Raw genomic sequence first — 24,927 nt, forward strand, 5'->3', positions numbered from 1 at the left:
AGCCATGCAGCAGAGCCAGGGGAGCGGTGGGATCCTCCTCGTCGACAAGCCGGGCGGCGTGACGAGCCACGACATCGTGGCGCGGACGCGCCGCGCCCTGAACACCCGCAAGATCGGCCACGCCGGCACCCTCGACCCGATGGCGACCGGGCTGCTCGTCCTGGGCGTCGGTCACGCCACGCGGCTGCTCACCTACGTCGTCGGACTCGACAAGACCTACGAGGCCACCATCCGCCTGGGTGTCACGACGGACTCCGACGACGCCGACGGTGTCGAGACCGCCAGAGTGGATGCCGGTGGTGTGGCCGACGACGCGATCCACCGCGGCATCCGCGCCCTGTCCGGACCGATCTCGCAGGTGCCCAGTACCGTCTCGGCGATCAAGGTCGGCGGGCGCCGCGCATACGACCTCGCGCGCGCCGGAGAGCAGGTCGAGCTGAAGGCGAGGGACGTCGTGATCAGCCGGTTCGAGGTGCGCGGCATCCGTCGGGACGGCGACGTGGTCGACGTCGACGTGGTCGTGGACTGCTCGAGCGGCACGTACATCCGGGCCCTCGCCCGCGACCTCGGCGCGGACCTCGGCGTGGGCGGGCACCTCACAGCGCTCCGGCGCACGCGGATCGGTCCGTTCGACGTTGCCGACGCCGTCACCGAGCTGACCGAAGACATCCCGCTGCAGGATGCCGCGGGTGTCGCGGCATCCCTTCTCGGCACCTTCGCGGTCACCGCCGACGAGGCGCGCGACCTCCGTCACGGCAAGCGTCTGGTCGGGGCGGCGGACCGCCTGCCGACCGACACACCCGCCGCGATCGCGCCCGACGGTGCGCTCGTCGGGATCGTCGGCCGTCGCGGCGACGACGTCAAGAGCCTCATGAACATGCCCGAGGAGCAGCCGTGATCGCGTGGTTCACCGTCGTCCAGATCGCCGTCGCGTGCGCGGCGGGTCTGCTGTGCACCGTGCTGGGTCTCGCCGGCCGTCGCCCGAGCGATCTCTCCGTGGGTACGCAGGCGCTCGTCCTTCTGCTGCTCATCGTGCAGGTCGTGATCGCGATCATCGCCCCGCTCGTCGGCAACCCGCCGACGGGGGACCTGCTGGAGTTCTGGGTCTACCTGGTCTCGGCGGTCCTCATCCCGCCGGCCGCGGTCGCCTGGGCGCTCATCGAACGCGGTCGCTGGAGCACGGTCGTCATGGGGGTCGCCGCGTTCGCGATCGCCATCATGATCTGGCGCATGAACGTCATCTGGACGGTGCAGGTCGCCTGACCCCGGCCGGGCCGCGTCCGCGGCGGTCGTAGGATTGAGGTGCCATGCCTGAGACCGCGCCGACCTCGACCGCTCCGTCGGCCGCCTCCCCGCGCCGGATGACGGGTGCCGGCCGTGTGCTCGTGGTCGTCTACGCGATCATGGCCCTCGGCGCGACGGGTCGTTCGTTCGTGCAGATCGTCCGCGAGTTCGACGACGCACCGCTCGCGTACTCGCTGTCGGCCCTCGCCGCGCTCGTCTACATCCTCGCCACCCTCGCGCTCGTGTTCAGCGCGTCCGAGCGGTGGTACCGCGTCGCGTGGGCGGCGATCGTCTTCGAACTCGTGGGTGTACTCGTCGTCGGGACGCTCTCGCTGACGCATCCCGAGCTCTTCGACCACCCCACGGTGTGGTCGGGGTACGGCATCGGATACGTCCTCGTCCCGCTCGTGCTGCCCTTTCTGGGGCTCTGGTGGCTCATCACCCACCGGCACGCCCGGTCCGCCGCGGAGGGCGCCGCGTGATCGTCTTCCGCGATCCCGCCGAGGTGCCCGCCGGCTTCGGCCCGAGTGTCGTCGCGATCGGCAAGTTCGACGGCGTGCACTCGGGGCACCGCGCCGTCATCGACCGCGCGCGCGTGGCCGCGATGGACGACGGCGCACGCGTGGTCGCCGTCACATTCGACCGCAACCCGCTCGCCCTGCTGCGACCGGACCGCTGCCCCGAACCCCTCGTGAGCGTGGATCAGAAGATCGCCCTGCTCGCCGAGGCCGGTGTCGACGCGGTGCTCGTGCTGCGCTTCGACGAGGAACTCGCCGCGCTCGCGCCCGAGGAGTTCGCGCAGCGCATCCTCGTCGACGCCCTGCACGCGGTGTGCGTCATGGTGGGGGTCGACTTCCGCTTCGGACGCGGCGGAGCGGGTGATCCCGCCTTCCTCACGACGTTCGGCGAGACCCACGGGTTCACGGTGGACGTCGTGGGCGACGTCCAGGGCGGCGGACGCCGGGTCTCGTCGACCTGGGTGCGCGAGATGCTCGCCGCCGGCCAGGTGGAGGACGCCGCCCGCCTGCTGGGGCGCCCCCATGCCGTCCGCGCCGAGGTGGTCCACGGGCTCAAGCGCGGTCGCGAGCTCGGCTACCCGACCGCCAACCTGTCGACGGATGCCGAGGGGTTCATCCCCGCCGACGGCGTGTACGCCGGCTGGCTGATCGACGAGGGGACGGATGCCGGGCGCGTCCGCGCCGCGACGCGATACCCGGCCGCCGTCTCGGTCGGCACGAACCCAACCTTCGACGACGTTCCCCGGCGTCAGGTCGAGGCGTACGTCCTCGATGAGACCGGCCTCGACCTCTACGGCCACACGGTGCAGGTGCAGTTCACCGCCCGCATCCGCGGCATGGTCCGCTTCGAGGGCATCGAGGCCCTCATCGAGCGGATGGATGCCGACGTCGCCGAGGTGCGGGCGGCGCTGCAGCCCGGCGCCTGAGTCCGAGCGGCGCGGGGCGAGCCGCGCCGGTCAGTACGAGCCGGAGTCGACCGCTCCGGTCGCCTCGTCGCCGGCGTCGATGCGACGCGCTTCGCCGAGGATGACGGCGCTGCCGCTCGTGCCGAGGCGGGTCGCGCCGGCCTCGAGCATCGCGATCGCGTCGGCGTAGCTGCGCACCCCGCCGGAGGCCTTCACCTCGACGCCTGCACCCACGGTGCGACGCATGAGCTGGACGTGGGGGATCGTTGCCCCACCGCCGGCGAATCCGGTCGAGGTCTTCACGAAGTGGGCGCCGCCGGCCTCGGTGAGGCGGCTGCCGCGCTCGATCTGCTCGTCGTCGAGCAGGGCCGTCTCGAGGATGACCTTCGTGACGCGGCCCTCCGCCGCCGCGACGACCGCGCGGATGTCCTCGACCACGACGTCGTCGAAGCCCGAGCGCAGCGCGCCGATGTTGACGACCATGTCGACCTCGCTCGCGCCGTCGGCGATCGCCTGTCGCGTCTCGGCCACCTTCGCGGCGGTCGAGGTGGTGCCGTGCGGGAACCCGATGACCGTGCCGACCGCGACGCCGGTGCCGTCGAGGCGGGCCACGGCGTGGGGGATGTCGCTCGGGCGCACGCAGACGCTGAACACACCCCATTCCGCGGCGATGTCGAGCTCGGCGTCCACGTCGGCGCGGGTGAGCTCCGGCTTGAGGATCGCGTGGTCGATGGTGGCGGCGAGTTCGCGTTCGGTGGGCATGACACCAGCGTACGCGGCACCGCGCGCGGCACCGCCGAGTCGCGGTGGGAGCCCGGGACCGCGACGCGCTAGAATGAGGGGGAAGGGCCCGTCCCGTCGCCGCAGCTCGCAGAAGCGAGTACCCGCAGCCGTGACGACCCGGGGACCACATCCGCGCCGCGACCGACGTTGCGGCCTCGAAGACCGTCGTCTCGTACGACGCTCGCCGGCATCCGCCGGTGTCACGCTCAGGAGGAGCATGCCGACCACGGCAGCCACCGCCCCCAAGACCGCCGCTCGGCGTCGTCGGGGATCATCGTCGCGCCGAGACGACGAAGCACCCCTCATCCCGATCCTCGCCCGCAAGGTGCGCGAGGTCGAGGCGAAGGCGCAACGCGGCAAACTCGGACCGACCAACCGCGTCAAGTTCCAGGTGATCGCCTTCCTCGTGCGCGAGGAGCGCGCCCGCGTGAAGGCGGCGTCCGACATCGCCGACGGTGCGCGCGCCGAGCTGCTCAAGCGCCTCGACGGCGTCGCGACGATCCTCGCCAAGACCGCGGCCCGCGACACCTCCCTCATCCAGCTGCTCGAGGTCGATCAGGCGACGTCGCCCGTCGCGCGTCGCATGCGCCGCGACTGGCTGCTCGAGTCCGGGGCGGAGCTGCCCGAGGACGAGCTCATCATCACCGACGCGAAGCCCGTTCAGGCTCCCGTCGTCCCCGAGGCGATCGCGGACCGTCAGGTGGTGCCGCCGCAGGTCGAGGCCCGCAAGGAGGCCAACCCCTTCCTCGCCCCCGACGTCGCCCTTCGCGCCCCCGTGTCGACGCCGCGGCGCCGGCTCGATGGGTGGGAGCTCATGGGCCCGCTGTACAAGGCGTTCGAGACCGGTGCCGGGGGAGGGGCCGCGTCCATGGACTTGCCGCCCGTCCCCGAGTTCGACCGCATCTCGCCCAAGGGGCTCGACGTCATGCCGCACCAGTCGCGGTTCCTCGAGGCCGTCCGCACGGGGCACCGCAGCTTCCTGCTGGCCGACGAGCCGGGTCTCGGCAAGACGGCGCAGTCGGTGCTCGCGGCATCCGTCGCCGACGCCTACCCGCTGCTGGTCGTCGTCCCCAACGTCGTGAAGATGAACTGGGCGCGCGAGGTGGAGCGGTGGACCCCGCAACGTCGCGCGACCGTCATCCAGGGTGACGGCGAGACGATGGATGCCTTCGCGGACGTCTTCATCGTCAACTACGAGATCCTCGACCGCCACCTGTCCTGGCTCAGCTCGATCGGGCTGAAGGGCATGGTCGTCGACGAGGCCCACTTCATCAAGAACCTCACCTCGCAGCGCTCGCGCAACGTGCTCGCGCTCGCCTCGCGTATCCGCGAGCAGGTGCGCGATCCGCTGCTGCTCGCCCTGACGGGTACCCCGCTCATCAACGACGTCGAGGACTTCGACGCGATCTGGCGCTTCCTCGGCTGGACCAACGGCGAGAAGCCCGGTCCCGAGCTGATGGCGCGCCTCGACGAGACCGGGCTCACCCCCGCGGACAAGGCGTTCTACCCCGAGGCCCGCTCCGCCGTCATCTCGATGGGCATCGTGCGGCGCAAGAAGAAGGACGTCGCCGCCGACCTCCCCGACAAGCTCGTCGCCGACCTCCCCGTCGAGCTCGACGACGAGTACGGCCGCTCCATCCGCGCCGCCGAGCGGGAGCTGGGTGAGCGTCTGGCGGCGAAGTACCGCCGGATCATCGAAGCCCGCGGCGACCGCGTCGTCCGCGGCGAGGCCGACGAGGACATCGTGCGTCTCGTCGCGCACGGCGAGCTCGAAGAGGCCAAGGCCGCCGGCAGCGGCTCCGAGAACGTCTTCACGATGGTCCGCCGCATCGGTCAGGCGAAGGCGCAGCTCGCCGCCGACTACGCCGCGCAGCTGCAGCGCTCGGTCGGCAAGGTGGTCTTCTTCGCCAAGCACATCGACGTGATGGATGCCGCCGAGGCGCACTTCGCGTCGGCGGGGCTCCGCACCGTCTCGATCCGCGGCGACCAGACGACGCCCGTCCGCCAGCAGGCGATCGACGCGTTCAACGGCGACCCCGACGTCGCCATCGCGGTGTGCTCGCTCACGGCTGCCGGTGTCGGCCTCAACCTGCAGGCCGCCTCGAACGTCGTGCTCGCCGAGCTCAGCTGGACGGCCGCCGAGCAGACGCAGGCGATCGACCGCGTGCACCGCATCGGTCAGGGCGAGCCGGTCACGGCGTGGCGCATCATCGCGGCGCACACGATCGACACGAAGATCGCCGAGCTCATCGACAGCAAGCAGGGTCTCGCGCAGCGCGCCCTCGACGGCGACGCGGTCGACCCGACCTCGAGCGACTCCGTGCAGCTGTCGGCGCTCATGCACCTGCTGCGGCAGGCGCTCGGCGCCGCCTGAGCCCGCTCGGCTGGCAGGCGACGCCGTCGCGGCGATAGTGTCATCGAGGCAGCGTCGCCCCCAGCACCAACCCGAGATCACCTAAGGACCCCTCATGAAGATCGGTATCCTCACGAGCGGCGGCGACTGTCCAGGACTGAACGCCGTCATCCGGGGCGTCGTGCTGAAGGGCACGACCACGTACGACATCGAGTTCGTGGGCATCCGCGACGGGTGGCGCGGCGTGGTCGACGGTGACTTCTTCCCGCTCACGCGCCACGAGGTGAAGGGTCTGTCCAAGGTCGGCGGGACGATCCTCGGCACGAGCCGGACGAACCCCTACGAGGGCCCGCGCGGCGGCGCCGAGAACATCTCGAAGACGATGTACGGCCACCGTCTCGACGGCATCGTCGCGATCGGCGGCGAGGGCACCCTGGCTGCGGCCGACCGGCTGCACAAGGACGGCATCAACGTCCTGGGTGTACCGAAGACCATCGACAACGACCTCCACGCCACCGACTACTCGTTCGGCTTCGACACGGCGGTGAACATCGCGACCGAGGCGATGGACCGCCTGCGGACGACCGGTGACTCGCACCAGCGCTGCATGGTCGCCGAAGTGATGGGTCGTCACGTGGGCTGGATCGCCCTGCATTCCGGGATCGCGGCCGGCGCGCACGTCATCTGCATCCCCGAGCACCCGATGTCGATCGACGAGATCGCCGAGCAGGTCCAGAAGGCCCACGACCGCGGTCGTGCGCCGCTCGTGGTCGTCTCGGAGGGCTTCACCCTCACCGGCATGGACGAGGCGTACAGCGACAAGGGGCTCGACGCCTTCAACCGTCCCCGCCTCGGCGGCATCAGCGAGATCCTCGCCCCCGAGATCGAGCGGATCACGGGCATCGAGACCCGCGCGACCGTCCTCGGCCACATCCAGCGCGGCGGTTCGCCGTCGGGCTTCGACCGTGTCCTCGCGACACGTCTGGGCCTGCACGCCGCAGACGCCGTCGTCGACGGCGCATGGGGCCAGATGGTCGCCATGCAGGGCACCGAGATCGTCCGGGTGCCCTTCGCGGAGGCGCTCGGGTCGCTTCACACCGTGCCAGCGCACCGCTACGAAGAAGCCGCCGCGCTGTTCGGTTGAGTCGGCTCGCGTGACGGGCCCGTCCGCGCGGACCTCGCTGGCGCCCGCCCTGGTGGGTGCGGTGTCGGTCGGCGTCCTCACCGCCGTCCAGGCGCGCATCAACGGCCAGCTCGGCGTGCGTCTCGAGCACGCCATGGTGGCCGCCGTCATCTCGTTCGGCAGCGGTCTGCTGCTGATCGTGCTCGTCTCGGTGCTGACCCCGGGTGGGCGTCGCGGTGCGGTCCTGCTGAGCCGCGGCATCCGTGAGCGCAGCATTCCGTGGTGGATGCTGGTGGGCGGCGCCGCGGGAGCGTTGACGGTCGGCACGCAGGCCGTCGCCGTCGGGATCGTGGGGGTGTCGCTGTTCACGGTCGGCATCGTCGCAGGGCAGACGGTGGGCGGGCTGATCCTCGACCGAGTGGGGTACGGGCCCGGCGGGGTCGTCGCCGTCACGGTGCCGCGACTGGTCGGCGGCGCGCTCGCCCTGGCCGCCGTGGGCGTGGTGCTGATCTCGGGGGACGGGCTGGCGGGCGTGCCCGTCTGGACGGTCGTGCTCCCCGTCGTCGTCGGAGCGGGACTCGCCTGGCAGCAGGCGACCAACGGCCGGCTGCGGGTGCGCGTCGGGACCCCGGTGACGGCGACGCTCGTGAACTTCACGCTGGGGACGGCGATCCTGGCGGTGCTGGCGGTCGTCGTGACGATCGTCGACGGACCACCGGCGCCGCTGCCCTCGGAGCCGTGGCTCTACCTCGGCGGCGCGCTCGGCGTGGCCTACATCATGCTGTCGGCCGCGCTCGTGGCCCGCACGGGGGTGCTCCTGTTCGGGCTGGCCGCGGTGTCGGGGCAGCTCCTCGCGTCACTGGCTCTCGATGTGCTCTGGCCTGCGCCGGCCGGACCGGGGGTCGTCATCGAGGCCGTCACCGTCGTCATCGGACTGGCCTCGGTGTTCGTCGCCGCGTTCTGGCCGGTCCGGCGCTGACGCGGTCAGCCGGTCGGGGCGGGCGACGGTTCGGCGGGAGCGGGGCTGTCGGCCGGGTCGGGCTCGGTGACCGCGCCGTCGACGGGTGCGGGGCTCGGCTCGACGGGGTCCGTGACGCTGTCGTCGACCGTGCTGCCGTCGACGGTGCCCTCGTCGTCGGTGGCGCCGTCGGTCGGGGCCGTCTCCTCCGCCGGCTCCGTGGCGCCCTCGTCCGGTGTCGCCTCCTCGTCGGGCGCCTCGGTGGTCACCTCGGGCGTCGGCGTCGTTCCCTGCTCGTCCGTGGTGTCCGTGACGCTCACGGTGTCGACCTCGTCGGGGGCCTCGTCCTCGGTGAGCGGGGCGGTCGGACTGACGTCCGGGGTCGGGTCGGTGACGGGAGCGGGGTCGGGGGGAGTCACCTCGTCGCCGCCGGCGGTGAGGGCCAGGATGCCGCCGGTCCCGGCGACGAGCGCCGCCGCGGCGGCCGCGGTGATCCAGACCGTCGCTCGGCGCCGTGACCGTCGGCGGGGCCGGCGTTCGGCCGGCTGGCCCTCGGCAGGGGCTGCCGGGGCGGGCGCCGCGTCGATGGTGCGCGTCGCCTCGGCAGGCGAAGCGCTGGAGGCGGCCGCCAGCACACTGGTGGGGGCCGTCGCGGGCGTGGATGGAGGGGGAGCGGCGTCGGTCGCGGCGGCCCCGGCGGGCAGGAGAGCCTCGGTCGCCGCATCCGGAGCATGGTCGACAGAGCCCGCCGCCATCGCTGCGCCGGCACTGCCGGCGGCCACCGCGCCGGCAGCGGGAAGCGCTTCGGTACGGGCGTCGGACGTGGTCGCGGCGAGCGCGCGTGCGCGCATCGCGACGTCGAGGGCCGTGGGCCGCTCGGCCGGGTCGATGCGCGTCATGTCGCGCAGCAGGTCCCGCCATTCCGGGTCGAGCTCCGCAGGGATCTCCGGTGGGGCCTCGAGTCGGGCGAGGGCGGTGGCGACGCCGGCCGCGTCGGGGAAGGCCCGCTTCCCTGTCAGGGATTCGATCAGGACCAGGCCGAGGGCGTAGACGTCGGCGGGCGGTGCCGGATCGACGCCCTGTACCTGCTCGGGAGCAAGGTAGGCGGCGGTGCCGATCACCTCGCCGGGGTTCGTCACCCGTGCGGTGTCGACGAGATACGCGATGCCGAAATCGGCGAGCTTGGCGCGGAACTCGTGATCGGGGAGGTGGGACGGTGCGAGCAGGACGTTGGATGGCTTGACGTCGCGGTGCACCACGCCGGCGCCGTGTGCGACGTGGAGGGCTTCGCCGAGCTCGGCGGCCATCGTCGCCGCCGCGGACGGGGTCAACGGAGACCGGGCGATGCGCGTCGTGAGGGTGGGTCCCTCGACGAGCTCCATCACGAGGTAAGGCGGGTCCGCGTCGAGCTGCGCGTCGTAGAGCGTCACCAGCGACGGGTGGTTGAGCGCCGCCAGCACGCTGACCTCGCCGCGCGCACGGCTGTCGGCGGCGACTCCGTCGGCCCCCGAGCGCACGACCTTGATCGCGACCTCTCGGCCGAGGACGGCGTCCTCGCCGCGGTACACGTCGGCCATGCCGCCGCGGCCGAGCGTCTCACCGAGACGGTAACGGCCGCCCAGCAGGTCGTCTGCGTGGTCGGTGGTCTCGGGCATGTGCATCCTCCGACCGCGGCGTCCCTCACCGCGTCCGAAGCCACGCTAAACGCACGACGCCGCGCCGACACCGGGGTTGACGGTGTCGGCGCGGCCTGCAAGCGGGGCGGTGCCCCGGAGGTCAGTCGTTCTTCGGGGTGAACGACAGCGACAGCGAGTTCATGCAGTAGCGGTCGCCCGTGGGGGTGCCGAAACCGTCGGGGAACACGTGCCCCAGGTGCGAGCCGCAGTTCGCGCAGCGCACCTCGGTGCGCACCATGCCGTGGCTGCGGTCCTCGATGAGCTCGACGGCCTCCGGGCGGACCGACTCGTAGAAGCTCGGCCAGCCGCAGTGCGAGTCGAACTTGGTGCCGCTCTGGAACAGCTCTGCGCCGCACGCGGCACAGGTGTACAGGCCGGCGCGGTCCTCATCGAGGAGTTCGCCCGTCCACGCGCGCTCCGTCCCGGCCTGCCGCAGGACGGCGTACTGCTCGGGAGTCAGCTCCTCCCGCCACTGCTCGTCGGTCTTCTCCACGCGATAGCTCATGTGTTCTTCCTTCCCTCGACATATTCAACCGGACGAACCGCCCCGATGTTCCGGGGTGTCGGAGGATCTCGGTCGTACCGTGGGGGAGTGCCCCTCTCCGATCGCGACCGCGCCGTCCTCGATTTCGAGGCGCGCTGGCACGGGCACTCCGGGGCGAAGGAGGAGGCGCTGCGCGCCGAGCTCTCGCTGACCCCTGCGCGCTACTACCAGCTGCTGGGGCGGATCCTCGAATCAGCGGATGCCGTCGCCTACGATCCGGTCCTCGTGCACCGTCTGCGGCGGCTGCAGACTGCGCAGGAGCGGGAGCGGCGCACCCGCTCCAGGGTGCTCCCGGCATCCGCCCGGTAGCATTCTCGGGTGCCGTCTCCGACCTCCCCGCCCGAGCCAGAGCAGCCCACCGCCGCGGACCCGTCCGAGACCGCGGCGCGCTCCGCAGTGAAGGATCGCTTCGACGACCTCCCGGCCCGTCCGGCTCGCATCGGGGCGCACCGCGCCGAAACCCCGCGGCTGCGCGTCGGCGTCATCGTGCTGTGGTCCGTGGTGGCCACCGTCGCCATCGTCGCGGCGGGGGTGCTCAGCACCCTGTTCGCGACCGGTCGACTGGACTTCAACGCCCGTTCGGCGCCCGGTTCGTCGTCGCAGGTGGTCGCTCCGCAGGTGGACACGTCGTACGAGGTGCTCGTGCTGAACGCGACCCCCGACGCCGCGCTGGGTGACGCCGTCCGCCAGGACGTGATCGCCGCCGGGTGGGCGGAGGCGGACGTCCAGGAGAGCAGCGCCAGCTCCGACGACTTCCCGACCACGACCGTCTATTACGGCACGACCGCCGACGAGGCTGCCGCCCGCGGTCTGGCGGATGCGATCGGCGGCGCCGAGGTCTCCCTCGACGACACGTATCAGGTCGTCGCGCCGCCCGAGACGGCGAGCGCCGGCGGTGATCCGCGATCGCAGCTCGTGGTGATCGTCGGGCTCGATTTCGGCTCGGAGTGACCCGTCCGCGGCGGCTCGGCCGTCGCGTGTTTCGCCGCCGTAAACACTTGGGTTCGGGAGTGTCAACAAAGCCGGGAACCGCCGGATCCGGCAGGGGGCCGTGGCTAGCATTTCGGGTGTCCCACAGCTTCAGGAGATGCGCATGACCCAGGGAACCGTCAAGTGGTTCAACGCCGAGAAGGGCTTCGGCTTCATCACGCTCGGCGACGGACAGGATGTCTTCGTCCACTACTCGAACATCGAGATGTCGGGGTTCCGCGTGCTCGAAGAGGGTCAGGCCGTCGAGTTCACCGTCGGAACCGGGCAGAAGGGCCCGCAGGCCGAATCCGTCCGCGTCGTCGCCTGACGCCGGTCGGTCAGCCCGCGTAGCGGGCGAGGAACAGCCCGCTCAGCTCGGGCGGGTTGAGTTCCGCGGCGGAGCGGTTCTCGATGGACTCGGACGCATCGCCGTCGAGCGTGGCGACGGCGTCATCGAACGCGGCGAGAGTCGCCTCGCGCAACACTGCGCGGATGGCGGGGCGGCTCATCCGGGGACCTCTGCGACCGTGATCATCCATTCCTCCGTGCGGTGAGGGGGTCGTTGCCGCGGTGCTCGCCGCGGCGTGTGTCACGGTAGCGCGAGCCGGTGTCGCGCGGCTTGCACTCCCTAGGGTCGAGTGCCAGAATGATTTAGCACTCACTCATCCTGAGTGCCAGAACTATCCCGCTCCCAGTCCCTGGGGGCACGGTACTGAACCTCACGTCCGGGAGGGACGACACACTTATGGCAAAGATCATCGCTTTCGACGAGGAGGCCCGCCGAGGCCTCGAGCGCGGCCTCAACACCCTGGCCGACGCCGTCAAGGTGACCCTCGGCCCCCGTGGCCGCAACGTCGTGCTCGAGAAGAAGTGGGGCGCTCCCACGATCACGAACGACGGCGTGTCGATCGCCAAGGAGATCGAGCTCGACGACCCGTACGAGAAGATCGGCGCGGAGCTCGTCAAGGAGGTCGCGAAGAAGACCGACGACGTCGCCGGTGACGGTACGACGACCGCCACGGTCCTCGCTCAGGCGCTCGTGCGCGAGGGTCTGCGCAACGTCGCGGCCGGTGCCGACCCGATCTCTCTCAAGAAGGGCATCGAGAAGGCCGTCAAGGCTCTCTCCGACGAGCTGCTCGCCGGCGCGAAGGAGATCGAGACCAAGGACCAGATCGCGGCGACGGCATCCATCTCGGCTGCCGACCCCGAGATCGGCGCCCTGATCGCCGAGGCCATCGACAAGGTGGGCAAGGAAGGTGTCGTCACCGTCGAGGAGTCCAACACCTTCGGCACCGAGCTCGAGCTCACCGAGGGTATGCGCTTCGACAAGGGCTACATCAACCCCTACTTCGTCACCGACGCCGAGCGTCAGGAAGCGGTCTTCGAGGACCCCTACATCCTGATCGCGAACCAGAAGATCTCGAACATCAAGGACCTTCTGCCCGTCGTCGACAAGGTGATCCAGGACGGCAAGGAGCTCCTGATCATCGCCGAGGACGTCGAGGGTGAGGCTCTCGCGACCCTCGTGCTCAACAAGATCCGCGGCATCTTCAAGTCGGCTGCCGTCAAGGCCCCCGGCTTCGGCGACCGTCGCAAGGCCCAGCTGCAGGACATCGCCATCCTCACGGGTGGCCAGGTCATCACCGAGGAGGTCGGTCTCAAGCTCGAGAACGCCACCCTCGACCTGCTCGGCCGTGCGCGCAAGGTCATCATCACCAAGGACGAGACCACGATCGTCGAGGGTGCCGGTGACGCGTCGCAGATCGAGGGTCGCGTGACCCAGATCCGTCGCGAGATCGAGAACACCGACAGCGACTACGACCGCGAGAAGCTGCAGGAGCGCCTCGCCAAGCTCGCCGGCGGCGTCGCCGTCATCAAGGCGGGTGCGGCCACCGAGGTCGAGCTCAAGGAGCGCAAGCACCGCATCGAGGACGCCGTTCGCAACGCGAAGGCGGCCGTCGAGGAGGGCATCGTCCCCGGTGGTGGCGTCGCGCTGATCCAGGCCGGCGAGAAGGCGTTCGCGAGCCTCGAGCTCGAGGGCGACGAGGCGACCGGCGCGAACATCGTCAAGGTGGCCATCCAGGCTCCCCTGAAGCAGATCGCGCTGAACGCCGGTCTCGAGCCCGGTGTCGTGTCGAACAAGGTCGCCGAACTCCCCGCGGGTCAGGGCCTCAACGCCGCCACGGGCGAGTACGTCGACATGTTCGCCGCGGGAATCATCGACCCGGCCAAGGTCACGCGCTCCGCGCTGCAGAACGCCGCGTCGATCGCCGGTCTGTTCCTGACCACGGAGGTCGTCGTCGCCGACAAGCCCGAGAAGGTCGCGGCGCCGGCAGGCGACCCGACCGGTGGCATGGACTTCTGATCCACCGCTGAACGGCTCACGAAGGGCCCCTCCTCCGGGAGGGGCCCTTCGTCGTCCGCCGACGGTCAGCGGAACATGCCGGCCGCGGCCATCTCGGTCTGCGCGTACTGCTGACCGACCGCGCCGAGCGCCGTGCTGATGTCGGCGAGCGCGGCATCCAATTCGCGTTGCGCTGCGCGCCAGCGCTCGACGACGGACTGGAAGGCGACCGACGCGCTCCCTGTCCACGACCCCTGCAGCTGGGTCAGGTGCCCGAGCATCGCGGTGGTCTCGGACTGGACACGGTCGCCCGTCGCACGGATCGTGCTGGTGGCGGCGAGGACGGCGTCACTGTCGACGGTGAAGGTGGACATCGCGGTTCCTTTCGATCGGATGCCGCCACGCTAGGAGCCGGGCAGGAGCGATCCGCGAGCAGGCCGCGGCCCTGGGGACGCCGGCGAAGGACGCGTGCCTGGGGAGGAGGCGTCAGACATCCTCTCGCGGGGCGCGCGGCAGCGGCTGGGTCGCGAGATCGAGTGCGGCGCCGGCCGTCGCCCGGTCGACCGCGAGCGGCAGCCACACCGTGAACGTCGCGCCGCCGCCGGGGGTGTCGGTCACCTCGATCGTGCCCTGCAGGGTCGCCACGATCGACGCGACGATCGACAGTCCGAGCCCCGACCCGCCGGTCTCGCGGGTGCGCGAGGAGTCCGCGCGCCAGAAGCGCTGGAAGATCTTGGCGCGGATCTGCTCCGGGATGCCCTCACCGTGATCGGCGACCGCGATCCAGCCGCGCGCGGTCTCAAGGTCTGCGCCCACGGAGAGCTCGATCGGCGACCCTTCCGGGGTGTAGCGGCGCGCGTTGCCGAGGAGGTTCGCCACGACCTGCCGGATGCGGTTCTCGTCGCCGAGCACGATCGGCGCCGGGGTGGCGGGGACGACGGGCACGACGATCGGCGACGTCTCCAGTGCGGGGCGCGGAGCATCCGCTCGGCCCCGTCGGCGCAGCAGTCGTCCGGCGCCGGCGATCGGTCCGCCGCGGCGCTTGGGTGATGCCGGGTCGGGCTCGGTGAGCATGGCGAGGGGGATCGCCGAGCTCGGCGCCTGCCCGGTGAAGGTGACTTCGCGATCGGGCGCCGCCGCGCGGGCGTCGAGGGCGGCGTCGCGGGCGATGGGCCGGAGGTCGACCGGGATGACGGCGATGTCGCGCTGCTCGTCGAGACGCGCGAGGGCGAGGAGGTCCTCGACGAGGGCCCCCATCCGGATCGCCTCCTTCTCGATGCGTTCCATGGCCTGCGCCGTCTGCTCCGGGTCCTGGATGGCGCCCATCCGGTAGAGCTCGGCGTATCCGCGGACGGTCACGAGCGGGGTCCGCAGTTCGTGGCTCGCATCGCCGATGAAGCGTCGCATCCGCTCGACCGTGGAGTCCCGCTCGCCGAGGGCCTCATCGATGCGGTCGAGCATGACGTTGATCGCGGTCTTCAGGCGCCCGACCTCGGTGCCCGGAGCGATGTCGCTCATGCGCTGACTGAAGTCGCCCTTCGCGATCGTCATGGCGGTCGATTCGACCTGCCCGAGACCGCGGAAGGCGAGGGTGACGAGACCGCGGGTGAGGACCGCACTGCAGAGGATCGTGAAGAGGGCGAGCGCCGTGTAGATGCCGATGTAGTTGGCGACGGTGCGGTTGACGTCGTTCAGGGGCAGCGCCACCAGCTGCGTGTAGTAGTCCCGGGAGCCGGGGATCGGCAGGGTGTCGACGCTGGCGCGGTAGCGGACGGTGCCGTCGGCCGAGGCGAGGTCGAAGGGCGCCGTCCCGTTGAGGACGGTCTGATCGAGGGAGAACGTCGAGGGGAACTGCGGCGGGGAGAGCGAGGAGTCACCGCCCGCGACGGCGAGGAGGCGCCCGTCGCCCTTGCCGCTGTAGACGGCGACGGAGAAGTCGGTCGGCGCCGCCGCGATCGGGGTGAAGGTCGCCTCGCCGTCGTCGAGGTCGACGTTCATGAGGTTGCTCGCGATGTCGGTCGTGACCGTCTGGGTGAGCGACTGGTCGACCGCGTTCAGCTGCGCGTTGCGCAGGAAGATCATCGTGCCGACGCCGGCGCCGATCATCCCGAAGGCGAGGACGCTGACGGTGACGCCGGTGACCTTCGCGCGCAGACTGAGGCCGCGCCACCACCGGGTGACGCGGTCCTGCTTCTCGGTCGGGCCCAGGGGGCGCCTCCGTTCAGGCGGTGCGGTCGGCCTTCAGCATGTATCCGAAACCGCGCTTGGTCTGGATGAGCGGCTCGGAGGAGTGCGGGTCGATCTTGCGGCGCAGGTAGGAGATGTAGCTCTCGACGATGCCGGCGTCGCCGTTGAAGTCGTACTCCCACACGTGGTCGAGGATCTGCGCCTTGCTCAGCACCCGGTTCGGGTTGAGCATCAGGTAGCGCAGCAGCTTGAACTCGGTGGGGGACAGGTCGATCGAGACGTCGCCGACCTGGACGTCGTGCGTGTCCTGGTCCATCGTGATCTCGCCGGCCTTGATGATCGAGTCCTCGTCGGCCTGCATCGTGCGGCGCAGGATCGCCTGGATGCGGGCGACGATCTCGTCGAGGCTGAAGGGCTTGGTGACGTAGTCGTCGCCGCCGGAGTTGAGGCCCTCGATCTTGTCCTCGGTCGCATCCTTCGCGGTGAGGAAGAGGATGGGGGCGGTGTAGCCCGCGCCGCGGAGGCGCTTGGTGACGCTGAACCCGTTCATGTCGGGCAGCATGACGTCGAGGATGATGAGGTCGGGTTCTTCCTCGAGGACGGCCGAGATGGTCTGGGCGCCGTTCGCGACGGCGCGGACCTGGTATCCGGCGAACCGAAGACTCGTGACCAGCAGGTCCCGGATGTTCGGCTCGTCGTCGACGACGAGGATTCGCGCAGCGGTCATGAGCCCATACTGGCACCGGAATCCATCGGTTTGCTGGACATTCCGGCGTCGGGTCGCCTCAGGGTACGATCCCCGCCCGGCGTGGGACAGGATGGAACGGTGACTGTTCCGCAGCCCCGACCTCCCCAGCCCCTTCCCGCCGACGCGACCGGTTCCGGTCTCGCATTCCACCGGCTCGTCTTCGCGCGCCAGCGCCGCGGCTGGTGGGTGCCGATCGTCACCGGCATCCTCGGTGTCGTCTTCTTCCTCGTCGGCTCGCTCCTGATCGGGCTGGTCTTCGGGATCCTCGTGTTCGCTGCGGACCCCGGCGCCGGTGCCGAGGTGATGCTGCGACGGCTCACCGTCATGGACGTCACCGATCCGGTGGGGCTCGCGGTCATCCTCCTCTCGCTCGCCATCCTCTGGCCGTCGTACCTCTTCGCCTCGTGGATCGTCGCGGGCAAGCGGATCGGCCACATCTCGTCGGTCGCGGGTCGACTGCGGTGGCGATGGATGCTGGTGTGCACCGGTGCCGCCGTCGTGGTCTACATCGTGGTGTCGGCGCTGACCTTCCTGATCCCCGTCGAGGAGGGCTCGAGCGGTGACCTGGTCGCGCCGCAGGACAACCCGTCGTTCGTCGCGTCGCTCCTGGTCGTGCTGCTGTTCGTCCCGTTCCAGGCGACCGCCGAGGAATACGTCTTCCGCGGCTACCTCATGCAGACGGTCGGGCGCTGGCTGCGGCATCCTGCCTGGGCGATCCTCCTGCCCGTGCCGCTGTTCGTCCTCGGGCACGTGTACGACGTGCTGGGCCAGACGAGCGTGGCCGCGTTCGCGATCGCGGCGGGCTGGCTGACCTGGCGGACCGGGGGACTCGAGGCGGCCATCGCGCTGCACGTGATCAACAACATCGTCGCGTTCGGGTTCTCGGTCTTCGGCCTCAGCGACGCGAGCGCGACCGACACGACCGTGCTCGGCCTGGTGTCGTCACTCGTGATGATCGGCATCTACGTCGGGGTCGTGGAGTGGCTGTGGCGCCGCGGCGACGGTCGTCGCACGCTGCGTCTGACACCCGCACCCGAGCCTGTCTACGCTCCGCCGGTCTACGGGCAGCCGATCTACGGACAGCAGCCTGTGTACGGCCAGCCGCCGATGTATGGGCAGCAGCCGGTGTATGGCCAGCCGCCGGTGTACGGCCAGCCGCCTGTGTATGGTCAGCCGCCTGTGTACGGGCAGCCGCCTGCGCACGGGCAGCCTCCCGTGTACGGTCAGCCGCCCCTCGTCCCCGAGCCGCAGCCGACGCCGCCGGCCGAGCCGTACTCCGGGCCGCCGCTCGAGCCGCACCAGGCGCCGCGATGGGGCGAGTATGCGCCGGCACCCGACTCCTCGCCGACCCCGGACCCGACGCCGACCGCCGCGGACGGGGGCCCGTCGTCGGACACCTCCGGACCGTCGGGCGACGGCGGGGCATCCGGATCGTCCTCGTCGTCGGACTGACGCCGACCTCCGCGTCGCTCAGGCGGCGCGGAGGTCGTCGGCGTCGAGGATCGTGTAGCTGTAGCCCTGCTCGGCGAGGAACCGCTGGCGGTTCTGCGCGAAGTCCTGGTCGACGGTGTCGCGGGCGATGAGCGTGTAGAAGCTCGCCTTGTGCCCGTTCGACTTCGGACGCAGGAGGCGCCCGAGGCGCTGCGCCTCCTCCTGACGCGACCCGAACGAACCCGACACCTGGATCGCGACGGAGGCGTCCGGCAGGTCGATCGAGAAGTTCGCGACCTTCGAGACGACGAGCACCGGGATGCGGGCGTGCCGGAACGCGTCGAACAGCTCTTCGCGCTCGTCGACGGGCGTCGAGCCGGTGATCTTGGGTGCGCCGAGTTCCTCGGACAGCACGTCGATCTGGTCGAGGTACTGCCCGATGACGAGGATCTGCTCGCCCTGGTGCTTGGCGACGAGGTCGCGGACGACGTCGATCTTGGCGTGCGCGGTCGCCGCGAGGCGGTACCGCTCGTCGTCGGCGGAGGCCGCGTACTCGAGGCGATCGGATGCCGGCAGGTCGATGCGCACCTCGTAGCAGACCGCGGGCGAGATGAAGCCCTGCGCCTCGATCTCCTTCCACGGGGCGTCGAACCGCTTGGGCCCGATGAGGCTGAACACGTCGCCCTCGCGGCCGTCCTCGCGCACCAGTGTCGCGGTGAGGCCGAGTCGCCGCCGTGCCTGCAGGTCGGCGGTCAGCTTGAACACGGGGGCGGGCAGCAGGTGCACCTCGTCGTACACGATGAGACCCCAGTCGAGCGCGTCGAGGAGCGCGAGGTGGGCGTACTCGCCCTTCCGCTTCGCCGTCAGGATCTGGTACGTCGCGATCGTGACGGGCTTGACCTCCTTGGACTGGCCGGAGTACTCGCCGATCTCCTCGGGGGTGAGCGAGGTGCGCTTGAGCAGCTCGTCGCGCCACTGCCGGGCGCTGACGGTGTTCGTCACGAGGATGAGGGTCGTCGTCTTCGTGTCGGCCATCGCCGCGGCGCCGACGAGCGTCTTGCCCGCGCCGCAGGGGAGTACGACGACACCCGAGCCGCCCTCGCTGAAGATGTCGACGGCTTTGCGCTGGTAGGGGCGCAGGGTCCAGCCGTCCTCGTGCAGCTCGATCTCGTGCGGGGTGCCCGGGGTGAAGCCGGCGTGGTCCTCGGCCGGCCAGCCGATCTTCAGAAGTTCCTGCTTGATCTGACCGCGGGCCCACGCGTCGATGACGTAGGTGTCGGGCGTCGGGTGGGCGATGAGGAGCGGTTGGATGCGGCGGTTGCGCGCGATCTCGGCGAGCACCGCCTTGTCGGTCGAGCGCAGGATGAGGGTGCCCTCGTCGTCGCGTTCGATGACCAGGCGCCCGTAGCGGCCGACGGTCTCGCGGATGTCGATGGAGACCGACGGCGGCACGGGGAACTTCGCCCACCGCTCGAGGGTCGCCAGCATGTCCTCGGCGTCGTGGCCTGCGGCGCGGGCGTTCCACAGGCCCAGCCGCGTCACGCGGTAGGTGTGGATGTGCTCGGGGGCGCGTTCGAGCTCGGCGAAGATCGCGAGTTCGTGCCGCGCGTTCTCCGCGTCGGGATGCGCCACTTCGAGCAGCACGGTGCGGTCGCTCTGGACGATGAGGGGGCCGTCAGCCATAACGGACGATTCTACCGGCCCCGCCGGTCGCCCCGGCCCGACCGGCCACAGTGCGGCGAGGCGTCGCAGATGGTCGCGGCGTCGGAGCCGGAACGACCATGTGCGACGCTTCGGGGACTGGTCAGGCCGGGCGCACGCTCACGATGCTCGACAACGGCAGGGTGCGCTCGACGTCGGCGGCGCGGTCGCGGCCGCGCAGGCGTCCGCCGCCGAGTCCCGCCGCCTCGAGCGTCACGTCGCGCGAGGAGCCGTCCGGCATGCGCACCGTGATCTCGATCGTCGCGCGGGTGCGGACGGCCTGGTCGAGCTCGCGTTCGAGCCAGGCGGCATCCGCGTCGTCCGACAGACTCGCCCGGAGCGTCTCGATGAGGGTGCGGTACCGCTCGGATGCCGGGGGTTCGGATGCGGCGTCCTCGACCGCCTCGTGCCGACCGAGCGCGCGCGGCGCGCCGTCGGCGTCCACGGCGAGCACGGGATAGCGGGCGTCCGCGAGCATCCAGTAGGTCGTCTCGGGGCTCGTGCGTGTGACGAGGTCGTCGCCGTCGAGCACGAGTCCGAGCGGACGCAGCGCCTGGTCGACGTTGATCGCCTCCAGGAGGTCGGGATCGCCCGAGACCCGCGTGTACCCCTGCCAGTCCGGTCCGACGCGCAGCCGGCCGTAACGCGCGGCGGCGCGCTCGATCTCGTAGGCGAGCGGCTGCGGCACGCCCGTGAGCGACAGGTCGGTGAGGAAGGCGGTGAGGGATGCCGCGGTCTCGCCGGCGGCGAAGGCGGCGCCGATCGTCTCGGCCGTGAACCGGTACGTCGCGGCCTGCGCGCGCGATTCGCGCCGCGCCGTCCTCCGCAGGCGCTGGTCGAGTCGGGGCTCGAGCGGACCGGGGGCGATCGCCGTCAGGTCGTTCTGGAGGTAGACCTTGTCGACCTCGTGGGGGAGGAGGGAGCGCAGGGTGCCGGCGTCGGCATCCGCTCCGGCGGCGAGTCCCGCGGCCCAGGTGGGCGGCGTGCCGTCGGGGGCGGTCATGGCCCACTGCGTGAGCATGGCGGCGAGGTGGCCGACGCGATCGGGCCACGCCGGGTCGAACGGATGGGCACCGGGCCACTCGGCGGCGGGGCGCCATCCGCCGTCGGGCGTGCGGAGCGCGCGGGGGAGTCGGTCGCGCAGGCGCTGGGCGACGTCGAGCCAGCGCTCGAGGGTGCGCGTGCCGAGCCACCGCGTCCCCGCGTCGGAGACCGTCCAGGTCCGCTCCGAGCCCGACAGCAGTCCCGCGTGCGCCGCGATCGCGACGAGGGTGTCGGCATCCTCCGACGTGTGCGCGGCTCCGATTTCGACGAGGCGGCGGCGGTCGCTGGCGCTGAGCGCCCCCGAACCGATGCGTCCGAGCGGGCTGCGCGAGGCGGCGTGCAGGATGTCGGCGAGCGAGGCGACGGCGTCGAAGGCGCGCTCGGCACTCGCGGCATCCGATTCCGCTCCGCCGTCGAAGACCGTCGGGGCGGTGACGGGGGTCGCCGAGGCGAGCGCCGCCGCGACCGCCTCATAGGGGCGTCCCGCGTCGTCGACGAGCGCGCGGGCCATGAGGCCGTCCCGGACGGCGGGGGAGACGGCCACACCGTTTCGCGCGGCCGCGCGCACGGCGGCGGCGTCGACGTCGGAGACCTCCGCCAGTGCGCGGGTCAGCTGCGCGGGATCGAGCAGGGCGTCAGCGGCGTCGAAGAAGTCGGTCCAGGAGGTGCGGGGGGAGACGTGGCGGGCGTCGAAGAGGGCGGCGAGGGCGTCCGGATCGAGTGTCGCGAGGCGGGTCGCGAGAGCACGAGCGTCGGATGCGGTCACGTCAACGACCCTTGTTGGCCCGTCCCCGTCGCACGAAGGTCATGATCAGCAGGGCCAGCAGCAGCGCGAAGGCGATCGGCGGCGCGACGTAGACGATCAGCGTCACGACGGGCCAGAACCCGGTCGCGAAGTCGGCCTGCTCGAGGCCGCCCGGGCCGGACGCGATGATGATCGAGAAGAAGCAGACGACCGAGAGCACCAGCAGCCCGAGGGACATGAACGCCAGGATGCGGTCGATGCGCCGGACGGGAAGATCGCCGGCCGAGGGTGGAGTGCTCATCCGATCAGAGTAGCGGCTCGCCGGGGTGCCGTAGTCTGGTCGTGGGGCTGAGACGGTCCCACTTTTCCATGCCCGCACGCGGGCTCGAGCAGCGAGGTTTCGACACATGCCCACCGGCAAGGTCAGGTTCTACGACGAGGCGAAGGGATTCGGCTTCATCACCGACGACGATGGTCAGGACGTCTTCCTGCACGCGACGGCGCTCCCCGCCGGGACCACCACGATGAAGCCCGGTACGCGCCTGGAGTTCGGCGTCGTCGACGGCCGCCGCGGCCTGCAGGCGCTCGCGGTCCGTGTGCTCGACGCGCCCGTGAGCCTCAGCAAGCGCAACCGTCCGAAGGTCGACGACATGGCCGTGATCGTCGAGGACCTCGTGAAGCTCCTGGACGGCATCGGCGGCGACCTGCGTCATGGCCGCTACCCGAGCACGTCGCACGGCAAGAAGGTCGCGGCGATCCTGCGCAAGGTTGCCGATGACCTCGATGCCTGAGCAGCCCGCCGAGACCGAGCAGCCCGCCGAGGTCGAGCAGGCCGCCGAGGCGGAGCAGCCTGCCGAGGCGGAGCAGCCCGCCGAGGCCGAGCAGCCCGAAGCGGCGGAGCCTGCGGCGGTCGAAGAGCCGGAGTCCGCTCCGGACGAGCCGATCGTCGTCGACGAACGGCTGTTCCACGCGCACGACCTCGCGCGCGCAGCGCTGCGCGAGGTGACTCCGGAGTCGACGATCGGCGAGGCCGCCGGCTACGTCGTCGAGGACGGCGGGGTCGTCTCGCTGCGGTTCGCCAACCGCATGGACGGCTATCCCGGGTGGTTCTGGACCGTCAGCGTGGCGGTCGTCGAGGGCGCCGAGCCGACCGTGCTCGAGGTCGAGCTGCTTCCCGGCGACGGCGCGCTGCTCGCCCCCGAGTGGCTGCCGTGGGCCGAGCGTCTGGCCGAGTACCAGGCGGCGCAGGCCGCGGCGGGTGAGGACGACGAGTCCGCGGACGACGAGGACGACGACGCCTCCGATGAGGACGAGGACGACGCGGAGGACGCCGAAGACCTCGATGCGGCCGACTTCGACAGCGACGGGTCGCCGATCCTGCACGCCGGGGACGTCGACGGCGTCGACATCGACGAGCTCGACGACACCGCCGCCGATGCCGAGCAGACGGCCGACGACGACGATGAGTCGGACGACGACGACGACGAGGACGACGAGGACGACGAGTCGGGGGAGTCGCTGCGCGAGTACTGACGCGCGGCATTTACTGTCACACGACGGCGGCCCCGGGGAATCGCTCCTCGGGGCCGCCGTCGTACAACCGGGTCAGTCGGCGAGGTGCTCGACCGTGTAGTCGATCGCCTGGATGAGCGTCCGCACATCGGACGGCTCGATCGAGACGAAGGTCGCGACGCGCAACTGGTTGCGGCCGAGCTTGCGGTACGGCTCGGTGTCGACGATGCCGTTGGCTCGCAGGCTCTTCGCGATCGCCGCGGCATCCACCGAGTCGTCGAAGTCGATCGTGACGACGACGGGGGAGCGGTCGGCGGGGTTCTGGACGAACGGGGTCGCGAACGAGGCGGCATCCGCCCACTCGTACAGCGCACCCGACGACTCCGCGGTGCGGGTACCCGCCCAGGCGAGCCCGCCGTTGCCGTTGATCCACTGCAGCTGCGTGTCGAGCAGCTGCAGCGTCGCGATGGCGGGGGTGTTGAGGGTCTGCTGCAGACGCGAGTTGTCGAGCGCGTTCTTGAGGCTCAGGAACTCCGGGATGTACCGACCGGATGCCGCGACCCGCTCGATCCGCTCGATGGCGGCCGGCGACACCGCGGCGTACCAGAGGCCGCCGTCGGAGCCGAGGTTCTTCTGCGGCGCGAAGTAGTAGACGTCGGTCTCGGTGACGTCGAAGTCGATGCCGCCGGCGGCGCTCGTCGCGTCGACGACCGTCAGGGCGCCGGCGTCGCCGTGCACGCGGGTGATCGCGGTCGCGACGCCGGTCGACGTCTCGTTGTGCGGCCAGGCGTAGACATCCACGCCTTCGACCGCCTCGGGGGCGACGCTCGTGCCGGGCTCGGCCTTGCGGACGTCGGGCGCCTCGAGCCACGGGGCGGCCGCGGCCGCGGCGAACTTGCCGCCGAACTCGCCGAACACGAGGTTCTGCGCGCGCTTCTCGATGAGGCCGAAGGCGGCGGCATCCCAGAACGCGGTCGAGCCGCCGTTGCCGAGGATGATCTCGTAGCCGTCGGGCAGGCGGAGGAGCTCGGCGAGACCGGAGCGGGTGCGACCGACGAGGTCCTTCACGGGGGCCTGGCGGTGCGACGTCCCGAACAGCGACGCTCCCTGTGTGACGAGCGCCTCGAGCTGCTCGGCTCGGACCTTGGACGGGCCGCAGCCGAAGCGTCCGTCGACGGGCAGGAACTCGGGGGGCAGGGTCACAGTCGCCATGCCGAGAAGTCTAGGGCGAGAGCCCCCGGCGCCCCGGCCGCGTGACGCCCCGTGAGCGGATGCCGGATAGGCTGGGAACGCACTGTCTCCCGCGCGAAAAGGCCACTGATGACCGACCTCATCGACACCACCGAGATGTATCTGCGCACCATCCTCGAACTCGAGGAGGAGGGCATCACGCCGCTCCGCGCACGCATCTCGGAGCGCCTCGGGCACTCGGGTCCGACGGTGTCGCAGACGATCGGGCGCATGGAACGCGACGGTCTCGTCGTCGTGTCGGAGGATCGCAAGCTCGAGCTCACCGACCCGGGGCGTCAGAAGGCCGTCGACGTCATGCGCAAGCACCGCCTCGCCGAGCGGCTGCTCTCGGACGTCATCGGTCTCGACTGGGCCTACGTCCACGAAGAGGCGTGCCGCTGGGAGCACGTCATGAGCGAGCTCGTCGAGCGTCGCCTCATCGAGCTGCTCGATCACCCGACCGAGTCCCCGTACGGCAACCCGATCCCGGGACTCGACCAGCTGGGCGACGTCCCGGCGAACGCATTCGACAGCGGTGTCGTGGGTCTGGTCCGCCGACTGACGGATGCCGGTGGCCCGATCACCGGCAGCGTGCGGCGTTTGGCGGAGCCGATCCAGGTCGATCCCGAACTGCTCGCGCAGCTGCGCGACGCGGGAGTCGTCCCCGGACGCACGGGCGCCTTCCGCTTCAACGAGGGGTACGTCCTCGTCGAGATGGACGGTGTCGACGAGGCCCTCGAGCTGCCCGTCGAGGTCGCCTCCCACATCTTCCTCGTGGACGTCCGCGAGATCTGAGCCGTCGTCACCGGCCCCCGGTTCGGGGGCGGGAGCGTGACATATTCGTTACCTTCGGGTAGCCTCGGAGAGTCCAT

The 24,927-nt window shown here is 71.1% G+C and carries 26 protein-coding genes; 15 read left to right on the forward strand and 11 right to left on the reverse strand.

The features are described from left to right. Positions 1-4: 4 nt before the first annotated feature. Genes truB through ACPEH2_RS01640 form a run of 4 tightly spaced genes read left to right on the forward strand, consistent with a single transcriptional unit; the run spans position 5 to position 2,728 of the window. Entirely contained in the window at positions 5-898 is an 894-nt protein-coding gene (gene truB / locus ACPEH2_RS01625; protein WP_423718069.1) for a tRNA pseudouridine(55) synthase TruB, read from the forward strand. Next, positions 895-1,263 (forward strand): hypothetical protein, encoded by a 369-nt coding sequence (locus ACPEH2_RS01630; protein ID WP_423718070.1) that lies wholly within the window; start codon positions 895-897, stop codon positions 1,261-1,263. Before truB ends, ACPEH2_RS01630 begins: the two co-directional genes overlap by 4 nt. 44 nt (positions 1,264-1,307) lie before the next feature. Next, positions 1,308-1,766 carry a hypothetical protein gene (locus tag ACPEH2_RS01635; protein WP_423718071.1) on the forward strand — a complete coding sequence of 153 codons (459 nt, stop codon included), beginning with the start codon at positions 1,308-1,310 and terminating at the stop codon, positions 1,764-1,766. Then, positions 1,763-2,728, forward strand: coding sequence for a bifunctional riboflavin kinase/FAD synthetase (locus ACPEH2_RS01640; protein WP_253036077.1), 966 nt, complete (start codon positions 1,763-1,765; stop codon positions 2,726-2,728). Before ACPEH2_RS01635 ends, ACPEH2_RS01640 begins: the two co-directional genes overlap by 4 nt. Positions 2,729-2,758: 30 nt before the next feature. Here ACPEH2_RS01640 and deoC read toward each other — a convergent pair whose 3' ends face one another. Further along, positions 2,759-3,469 (reverse strand): deoxyribose-phosphate aldolase, encoded by a 711-nt coding sequence (gene deoC, locus ACPEH2_RS01645; protein WP_064001518.1) that lies wholly within the window; start codon positions 3,467-3,469, stop codon positions 2,759-2,761. Between the two features lie 238 nt (positions 3,470-3,707). On the opposite strand from deoC, the gene ACPEH2_RS01650 reads away from it, so the two are divergent. The 3 genes from ACPEH2_RS01650 (at position 3,708) to ACPEH2_RS01660 (ending at position 7,945) form a co-directional block, all read left to right on the forward strand. Then, the gene (locus ACPEH2_RS01650; RefSeq protein WP_217531206.1) at positions 3,708-5,864 is read left to right on the forward strand and encodes a DEAD/DEAH box helicase; all 2,157 of its coding nucleotides are present in this window, start codon (positions 3,708-3,710) and stop codon (positions 5,862-5,864) included. 94 nt (positions 5,865-5,958) lie between these two features. Beyond that, positions 5,959-6,987, forward strand: a complete 1,029-nt coding sequence (locus ACPEH2_RS01655) for an ATP-dependent 6-phosphofructokinase (protein WP_423718072.1) — start codon at positions 5,959-5,961, stop codon at positions 6,985-6,987. A 10-nt stretch (positions 6,988-6,997) separates the two neighbouring features. Further along, positions 6,998-7,945, forward strand: a complete 948-nt coding sequence (locus ACPEH2_RS01660) for a DMT family transporter (protein WP_423718073.1) — start codon at positions 6,998-7,000, stop codon at positions 7,943-7,945. 5 nt (positions 7,946-7,950) lie between these two features. Here ACPEH2_RS01660 and ACPEH2_RS01665 read toward each other — a convergent pair whose 3' ends face one another. Continuing rightward, on the reverse strand, positions 7,951-9,579 hold the full coding sequence (locus tag ACPEH2_RS01665) for a protein kinase domain-containing protein (RefSeq protein ID WP_423718074.1): 1,629 nt from the start codon (positions 9,577-9,579) through the stop codon (positions 7,951-7,953). Positions 9,580-9,700: 121 nt separating this feature from the next. Beyond that, positions 9,701-10,105: a peptide-methionine (R)-S-oxide reductase MsrB gene (gene msrB / locus ACPEH2_RS01670; protein WP_064001523.1), complete on the reverse strand. Its 405-nt coding sequence runs from the start codon at positions 10,103-10,105 to the stop codon at positions 9,701-9,703. 87 nt (positions 10,106-10,192) lie between these two features. On the opposite strand from msrB, the gene ACPEH2_RS01675 reads away from it, so the two are divergent. The 3 genes from ACPEH2_RS01675 to ACPEH2_RS01685 all read left to right on the forward strand — a co-directional run bounded on the left by ACPEH2_RS01675 (position 10,193) and on the right by ACPEH2_RS01685 (position 11,441). Further along, positions 10,193-10,453, forward strand: coding sequence for a DUF3263 domain-containing protein (locus ACPEH2_RS01675; RefSeq protein ID WP_064001524.1), 261 nt, complete (start codon positions 10,193-10,195; stop codon positions 10,451-10,453). A gap of 9 nt (positions 10,454-10,462) precedes the next feature. Then, complete coding sequence (locus ACPEH2_RS01680; protein ID WP_217531209.1) at positions 10,463-11,095, forward strand: LytR C-terminal domain-containing protein; 633 nt, start codon at positions 10,463-10,465, stop codon at positions 11,093-11,095. 142 nt (positions 11,096-11,237) lie between these two features. Further along, positions 11,238-11,441 (forward strand): cold-shock protein, encoded by a 204-nt coding sequence (locus tag ACPEH2_RS01685; protein WP_064001526.1) that lies wholly within the window; start codon positions 11,238-11,240, stop codon positions 11,439-11,441. Between the two features lie 10 nt (positions 11,442-11,451). On the opposite strand, the gene ACPEH2_RS01690 is transcribed toward ACPEH2_RS01685, so the two are convergent. Beyond that, a complete protein-coding gene (locus tag ACPEH2_RS01690; RefSeq protein ID WP_423718075.1) occupies positions 11,452-11,622 on the reverse strand; it encodes a hypothetical protein in 171 nt (56 codons plus the stop codon). 236 nt (positions 11,623-11,858) lie between these two features. On the opposite strand from ACPEH2_RS01690, the gene groL reads away from it, so the two are divergent. Next, positions 11,859-13,478: a chaperonin GroEL gene (gene groL / locus ACPEH2_RS01695; protein WP_217531211.1), complete on the forward strand. Its 1,620-nt coding sequence runs from the start codon at positions 11,859-11,861 to the stop codon at positions 13,476-13,478. Between the two features lie 65 nt (positions 13,479-13,543). On the opposite strand, the gene ACPEH2_RS01700 is transcribed toward groL, so the two are convergent. The 3 genes from ACPEH2_RS01700 to ACPEH2_RS01710 form a co-directional block, all read right to left on the reverse strand. Next, positions 13,544-13,831 (reverse strand): WXG100 family type VII secretion target, encoded by a 288-nt coding sequence (locus ACPEH2_RS01700; RefSeq protein WP_064001530.1) that lies wholly within the window; start codon positions 13,829-13,831, stop codon positions 13,544-13,546. 112 nt (positions 13,832-13,943) lie between these two features. Beyond that, positions 13,944-15,563, reverse strand: a complete 1,620-nt coding sequence (locus ACPEH2_RS01705; RefSeq protein WP_423718076.1) for a sensor histidine kinase — start codon at positions 15,561-15,563, stop codon at positions 13,944-13,946. Positions 15,564-15,678: 115 nt separating this feature from the next. After that, positions 15,679-16,371 carry a response regulator transcription factor gene (locus tag ACPEH2_RS01710; protein WP_036311868.1) on the reverse strand — a complete coding sequence of 231 codons (693 nt, stop codon included), beginning with the start codon at positions 16,369-16,371 and terminating at the stop codon, positions 15,679-15,681. A gap of 99 nt (positions 16,372-16,470) precedes the next feature. Between ACPEH2_RS01710 and ACPEH2_RS01715 the strand changes: the two genes are divergently transcribed. Then, positions 16,471-17,844, forward strand: a complete 1,374-nt coding sequence (locus ACPEH2_RS01715; protein WP_423718077.1) for a type II CAAX prenyl endopeptidase Rce1 family protein — start codon at positions 16,471-16,473, stop codon at positions 17,842-17,844. Between the two features lie 18 nt (positions 17,845-17,862). Here the strand turns inward: ACPEH2_RS01715 and ACPEH2_RS01720 are convergent, their stop codons facing one another. From ACPEH2_RS01720 to ACPEH2_RS01730, 3 genes are all read right to left on the reverse strand, one after another. Beyond that, positions 17,863-19,506: a DNA repair helicase XPB gene (locus ACPEH2_RS01720; protein WP_217531214.1), complete on the reverse strand. Its 1,644-nt coding sequence runs from the start codon at positions 19,504-19,506 to the stop codon at positions 17,863-17,865. Between the two features lie 121 nt (positions 19,507-19,627). Then, a complete protein-coding gene (locus tag ACPEH2_RS01725; RefSeq protein ID WP_423718078.1) occupies positions 19,628-21,334 on the reverse strand; it encodes a helicase-associated domain-containing protein in 1,707 nt (568 codons plus the stop codon). Between the two features lies 1 nt (position 21,335). Next, a complete protein-coding gene (locus ACPEH2_RS01730) occupies positions 21,336-21,614 on the reverse strand; it encodes a multidrug ABC transporter ATPase (RefSeq protein ID WP_359917915.1) in 279 nt (92 codons plus the stop codon). Positions 21,615-21,720: 106 nt separating this feature from the next. Here ACPEH2_RS01730 and ACPEH2_RS01735 point away from each other — a divergent pair, with 106 nt between their 5' ends. Further along, positions 21,721-22,104, forward strand: coding sequence for a cold-shock protein (locus ACPEH2_RS01735; protein ID WP_423718079.1), 384 nt, complete (start codon positions 21,721-21,723; stop codon positions 22,102-22,104). Continuing rightward, on the forward strand, positions 22,088-22,846 hold the full coding sequence (locus tag ACPEH2_RS01740) for a DUF3027 domain-containing protein (protein WP_423718080.1): 759 nt from the start codon (positions 22,088-22,090) through the stop codon (positions 22,844-22,846). Before ACPEH2_RS01735 ends, ACPEH2_RS01740 begins: the two co-directional genes overlap by 17 nt. Positions 22,847-22,918: 72 nt before the next feature. Here ACPEH2_RS01740 and serC read toward each other — a convergent pair whose 3' ends face one another. Then, entirely contained in the window at positions 22,919-24,037 is a 1,119-nt protein-coding gene (serC, locus tag ACPEH2_RS01745; protein ID WP_423718081.1) for a phosphoserine transaminase, read from the reverse strand. Between the two features lie 108 nt (positions 24,038-24,145). Here serC and ACPEH2_RS01750 point away from each other — a divergent pair, with 108 nt between their 5' ends. Beyond that, complete coding sequence (locus tag ACPEH2_RS01750) at positions 24,146-24,850, forward strand: metal-dependent transcriptional regulator (protein WP_064001538.1); 705 nt, start codon at positions 24,146-24,148, stop codon at positions 24,848-24,850. Positions 24,851-24,927: the final 77 nt, after the last annotated feature.

Origin of the sequence: Microbacterium sp. NPDC064942 (assembly GCF_049545525.1) — a bacterium.
Taxonomy (GTDB): domain Bacteria; phylum Actinomycetota; class Actinomycetes; order Actinomycetales; family Microbacteriaceae; genus Microbacterium; species Microbacterium gawkjiense.

Coding starts and splice junctions, on each gene's coding strand:
- ACPEH2_RS01730 (WP_359917915.1), bottom strand. CDS start 21,614: ATGAGCACTCCACCCTCGGCCGGCGATCTTCCCGTCCGGCGCATCGAC.
- ACPEH2_RS01655 (WP_423718072.1), top strand. CDS start 5,959: ATGAAGATCGGTATCCTCACGAGCGGCGGCGACTGTCCAGGACTGAAC.
- ACPEH2_RS01685 (WP_064001526.1), top strand. CDS start 11,238: ATGACCCAGGGAACCGTCAAGTGGTTCAACGCCGAGAAGGGCTTCGGC.
- ACPEH2_RS01665 (WP_423718074.1), bottom strand. CDS start 9,579: ATGCCCGAGACCACCGACCACGCAGACGACCTGCTGGGCGGCCGTTAC.
- groL (WP_217531211.1), top strand. CDS start 11,859: ATGGCAAAGATCATCGCTTTCGACGAGGAGGCCCGCCGAGGCCTCGAG.
- msrB (WP_064001523.1), bottom strand. CDS start 10,105: ATGAGCTATCGCGTGGAGAAGACCGACGAGCAGTGGCGGGAGGAGCTG.
- ACPEH2_RS01705 (WP_423718076.1), bottom strand. CDS start 15,563: ATGATCGGCGCCGGCGTCGGCACGATGATCTTCCTGCGCAACGCGCAG.
- serC (WP_423718081.1), bottom strand. CDS start 24,037: ATGGCGACTGTGACCCTGCCCCCCGAGTTCCTGCCCGTCGACGGACGC.
- deoC (WP_064001518.1), bottom strand. CDS start 3,469: ATGCCCACCGAACGCGAACTCGCCGCCACCATCGACCACGCGATCCTC.
- ACPEH2_RS01700 (WP_064001530.1), bottom strand. CDS start 13,831: ATGTCCACCTTCACCGTCGACAGTGACGCCGTCCTCGCCGCCACCAGC.
- ACPEH2_RS01740 (WP_423718080.1), top strand. CDS start 22,088: ATGACCTCGATGCCTGAGCAGCCCGCCGAGACCGAGCAGCCCGCCGAG.
- ACPEH2_RS01650 (WP_217531206.1), top strand. CDS start 3,708: ATGCCGACCACGGCAGCCACCGCCCCCAAGACCGCCGCTCGGCGTCGT.
- ACPEH2_RS01750 (WP_064001538.1), top strand. CDS start 24,146: ATGACCGACCTCATCGACACCACCGAGATGTATCTGCGCACCATCCTC.
- truB (WP_423718069.1), top strand. CDS start 5: ATGCAGCAGAGCCAGGGGAGCGGTGGGATCCTCCTCGTCGACAAGCCG.
- ACPEH2_RS01720 (WP_217531214.1), bottom strand. CDS start 19,506: ATGGCTGACGGCCCCCTCATCGTCCAGAGCGACCGCACCGTGCTGCTC.
- ACPEH2_RS01635 (WP_423718071.1), top strand. CDS start 1,308: ATGCCTGAGACCGCGCCGACCTCGACCGCTCCGTCGGCCGCCTCCCCG.
- ACPEH2_RS01735 (WP_423718079.1), top strand. CDS start 21,721: ATGCCCACCGGCAAGGTCAGGTTCTACGACGAGGCGAAGGGATTCGGC.
- ACPEH2_RS01710 (WP_036311868.1), bottom strand. CDS start 16,371: ATGACCGCTGCGCGAATCCTCGTCGTCGACGACGAGCCGAACATCCGG.
- ACPEH2_RS01690 (WP_423718075.1), bottom strand. CDS start 11,622: ATGAGCCGCCCCGCCATCCGCGCAGTGTTGCGCGAGGCGACTCTCGCC.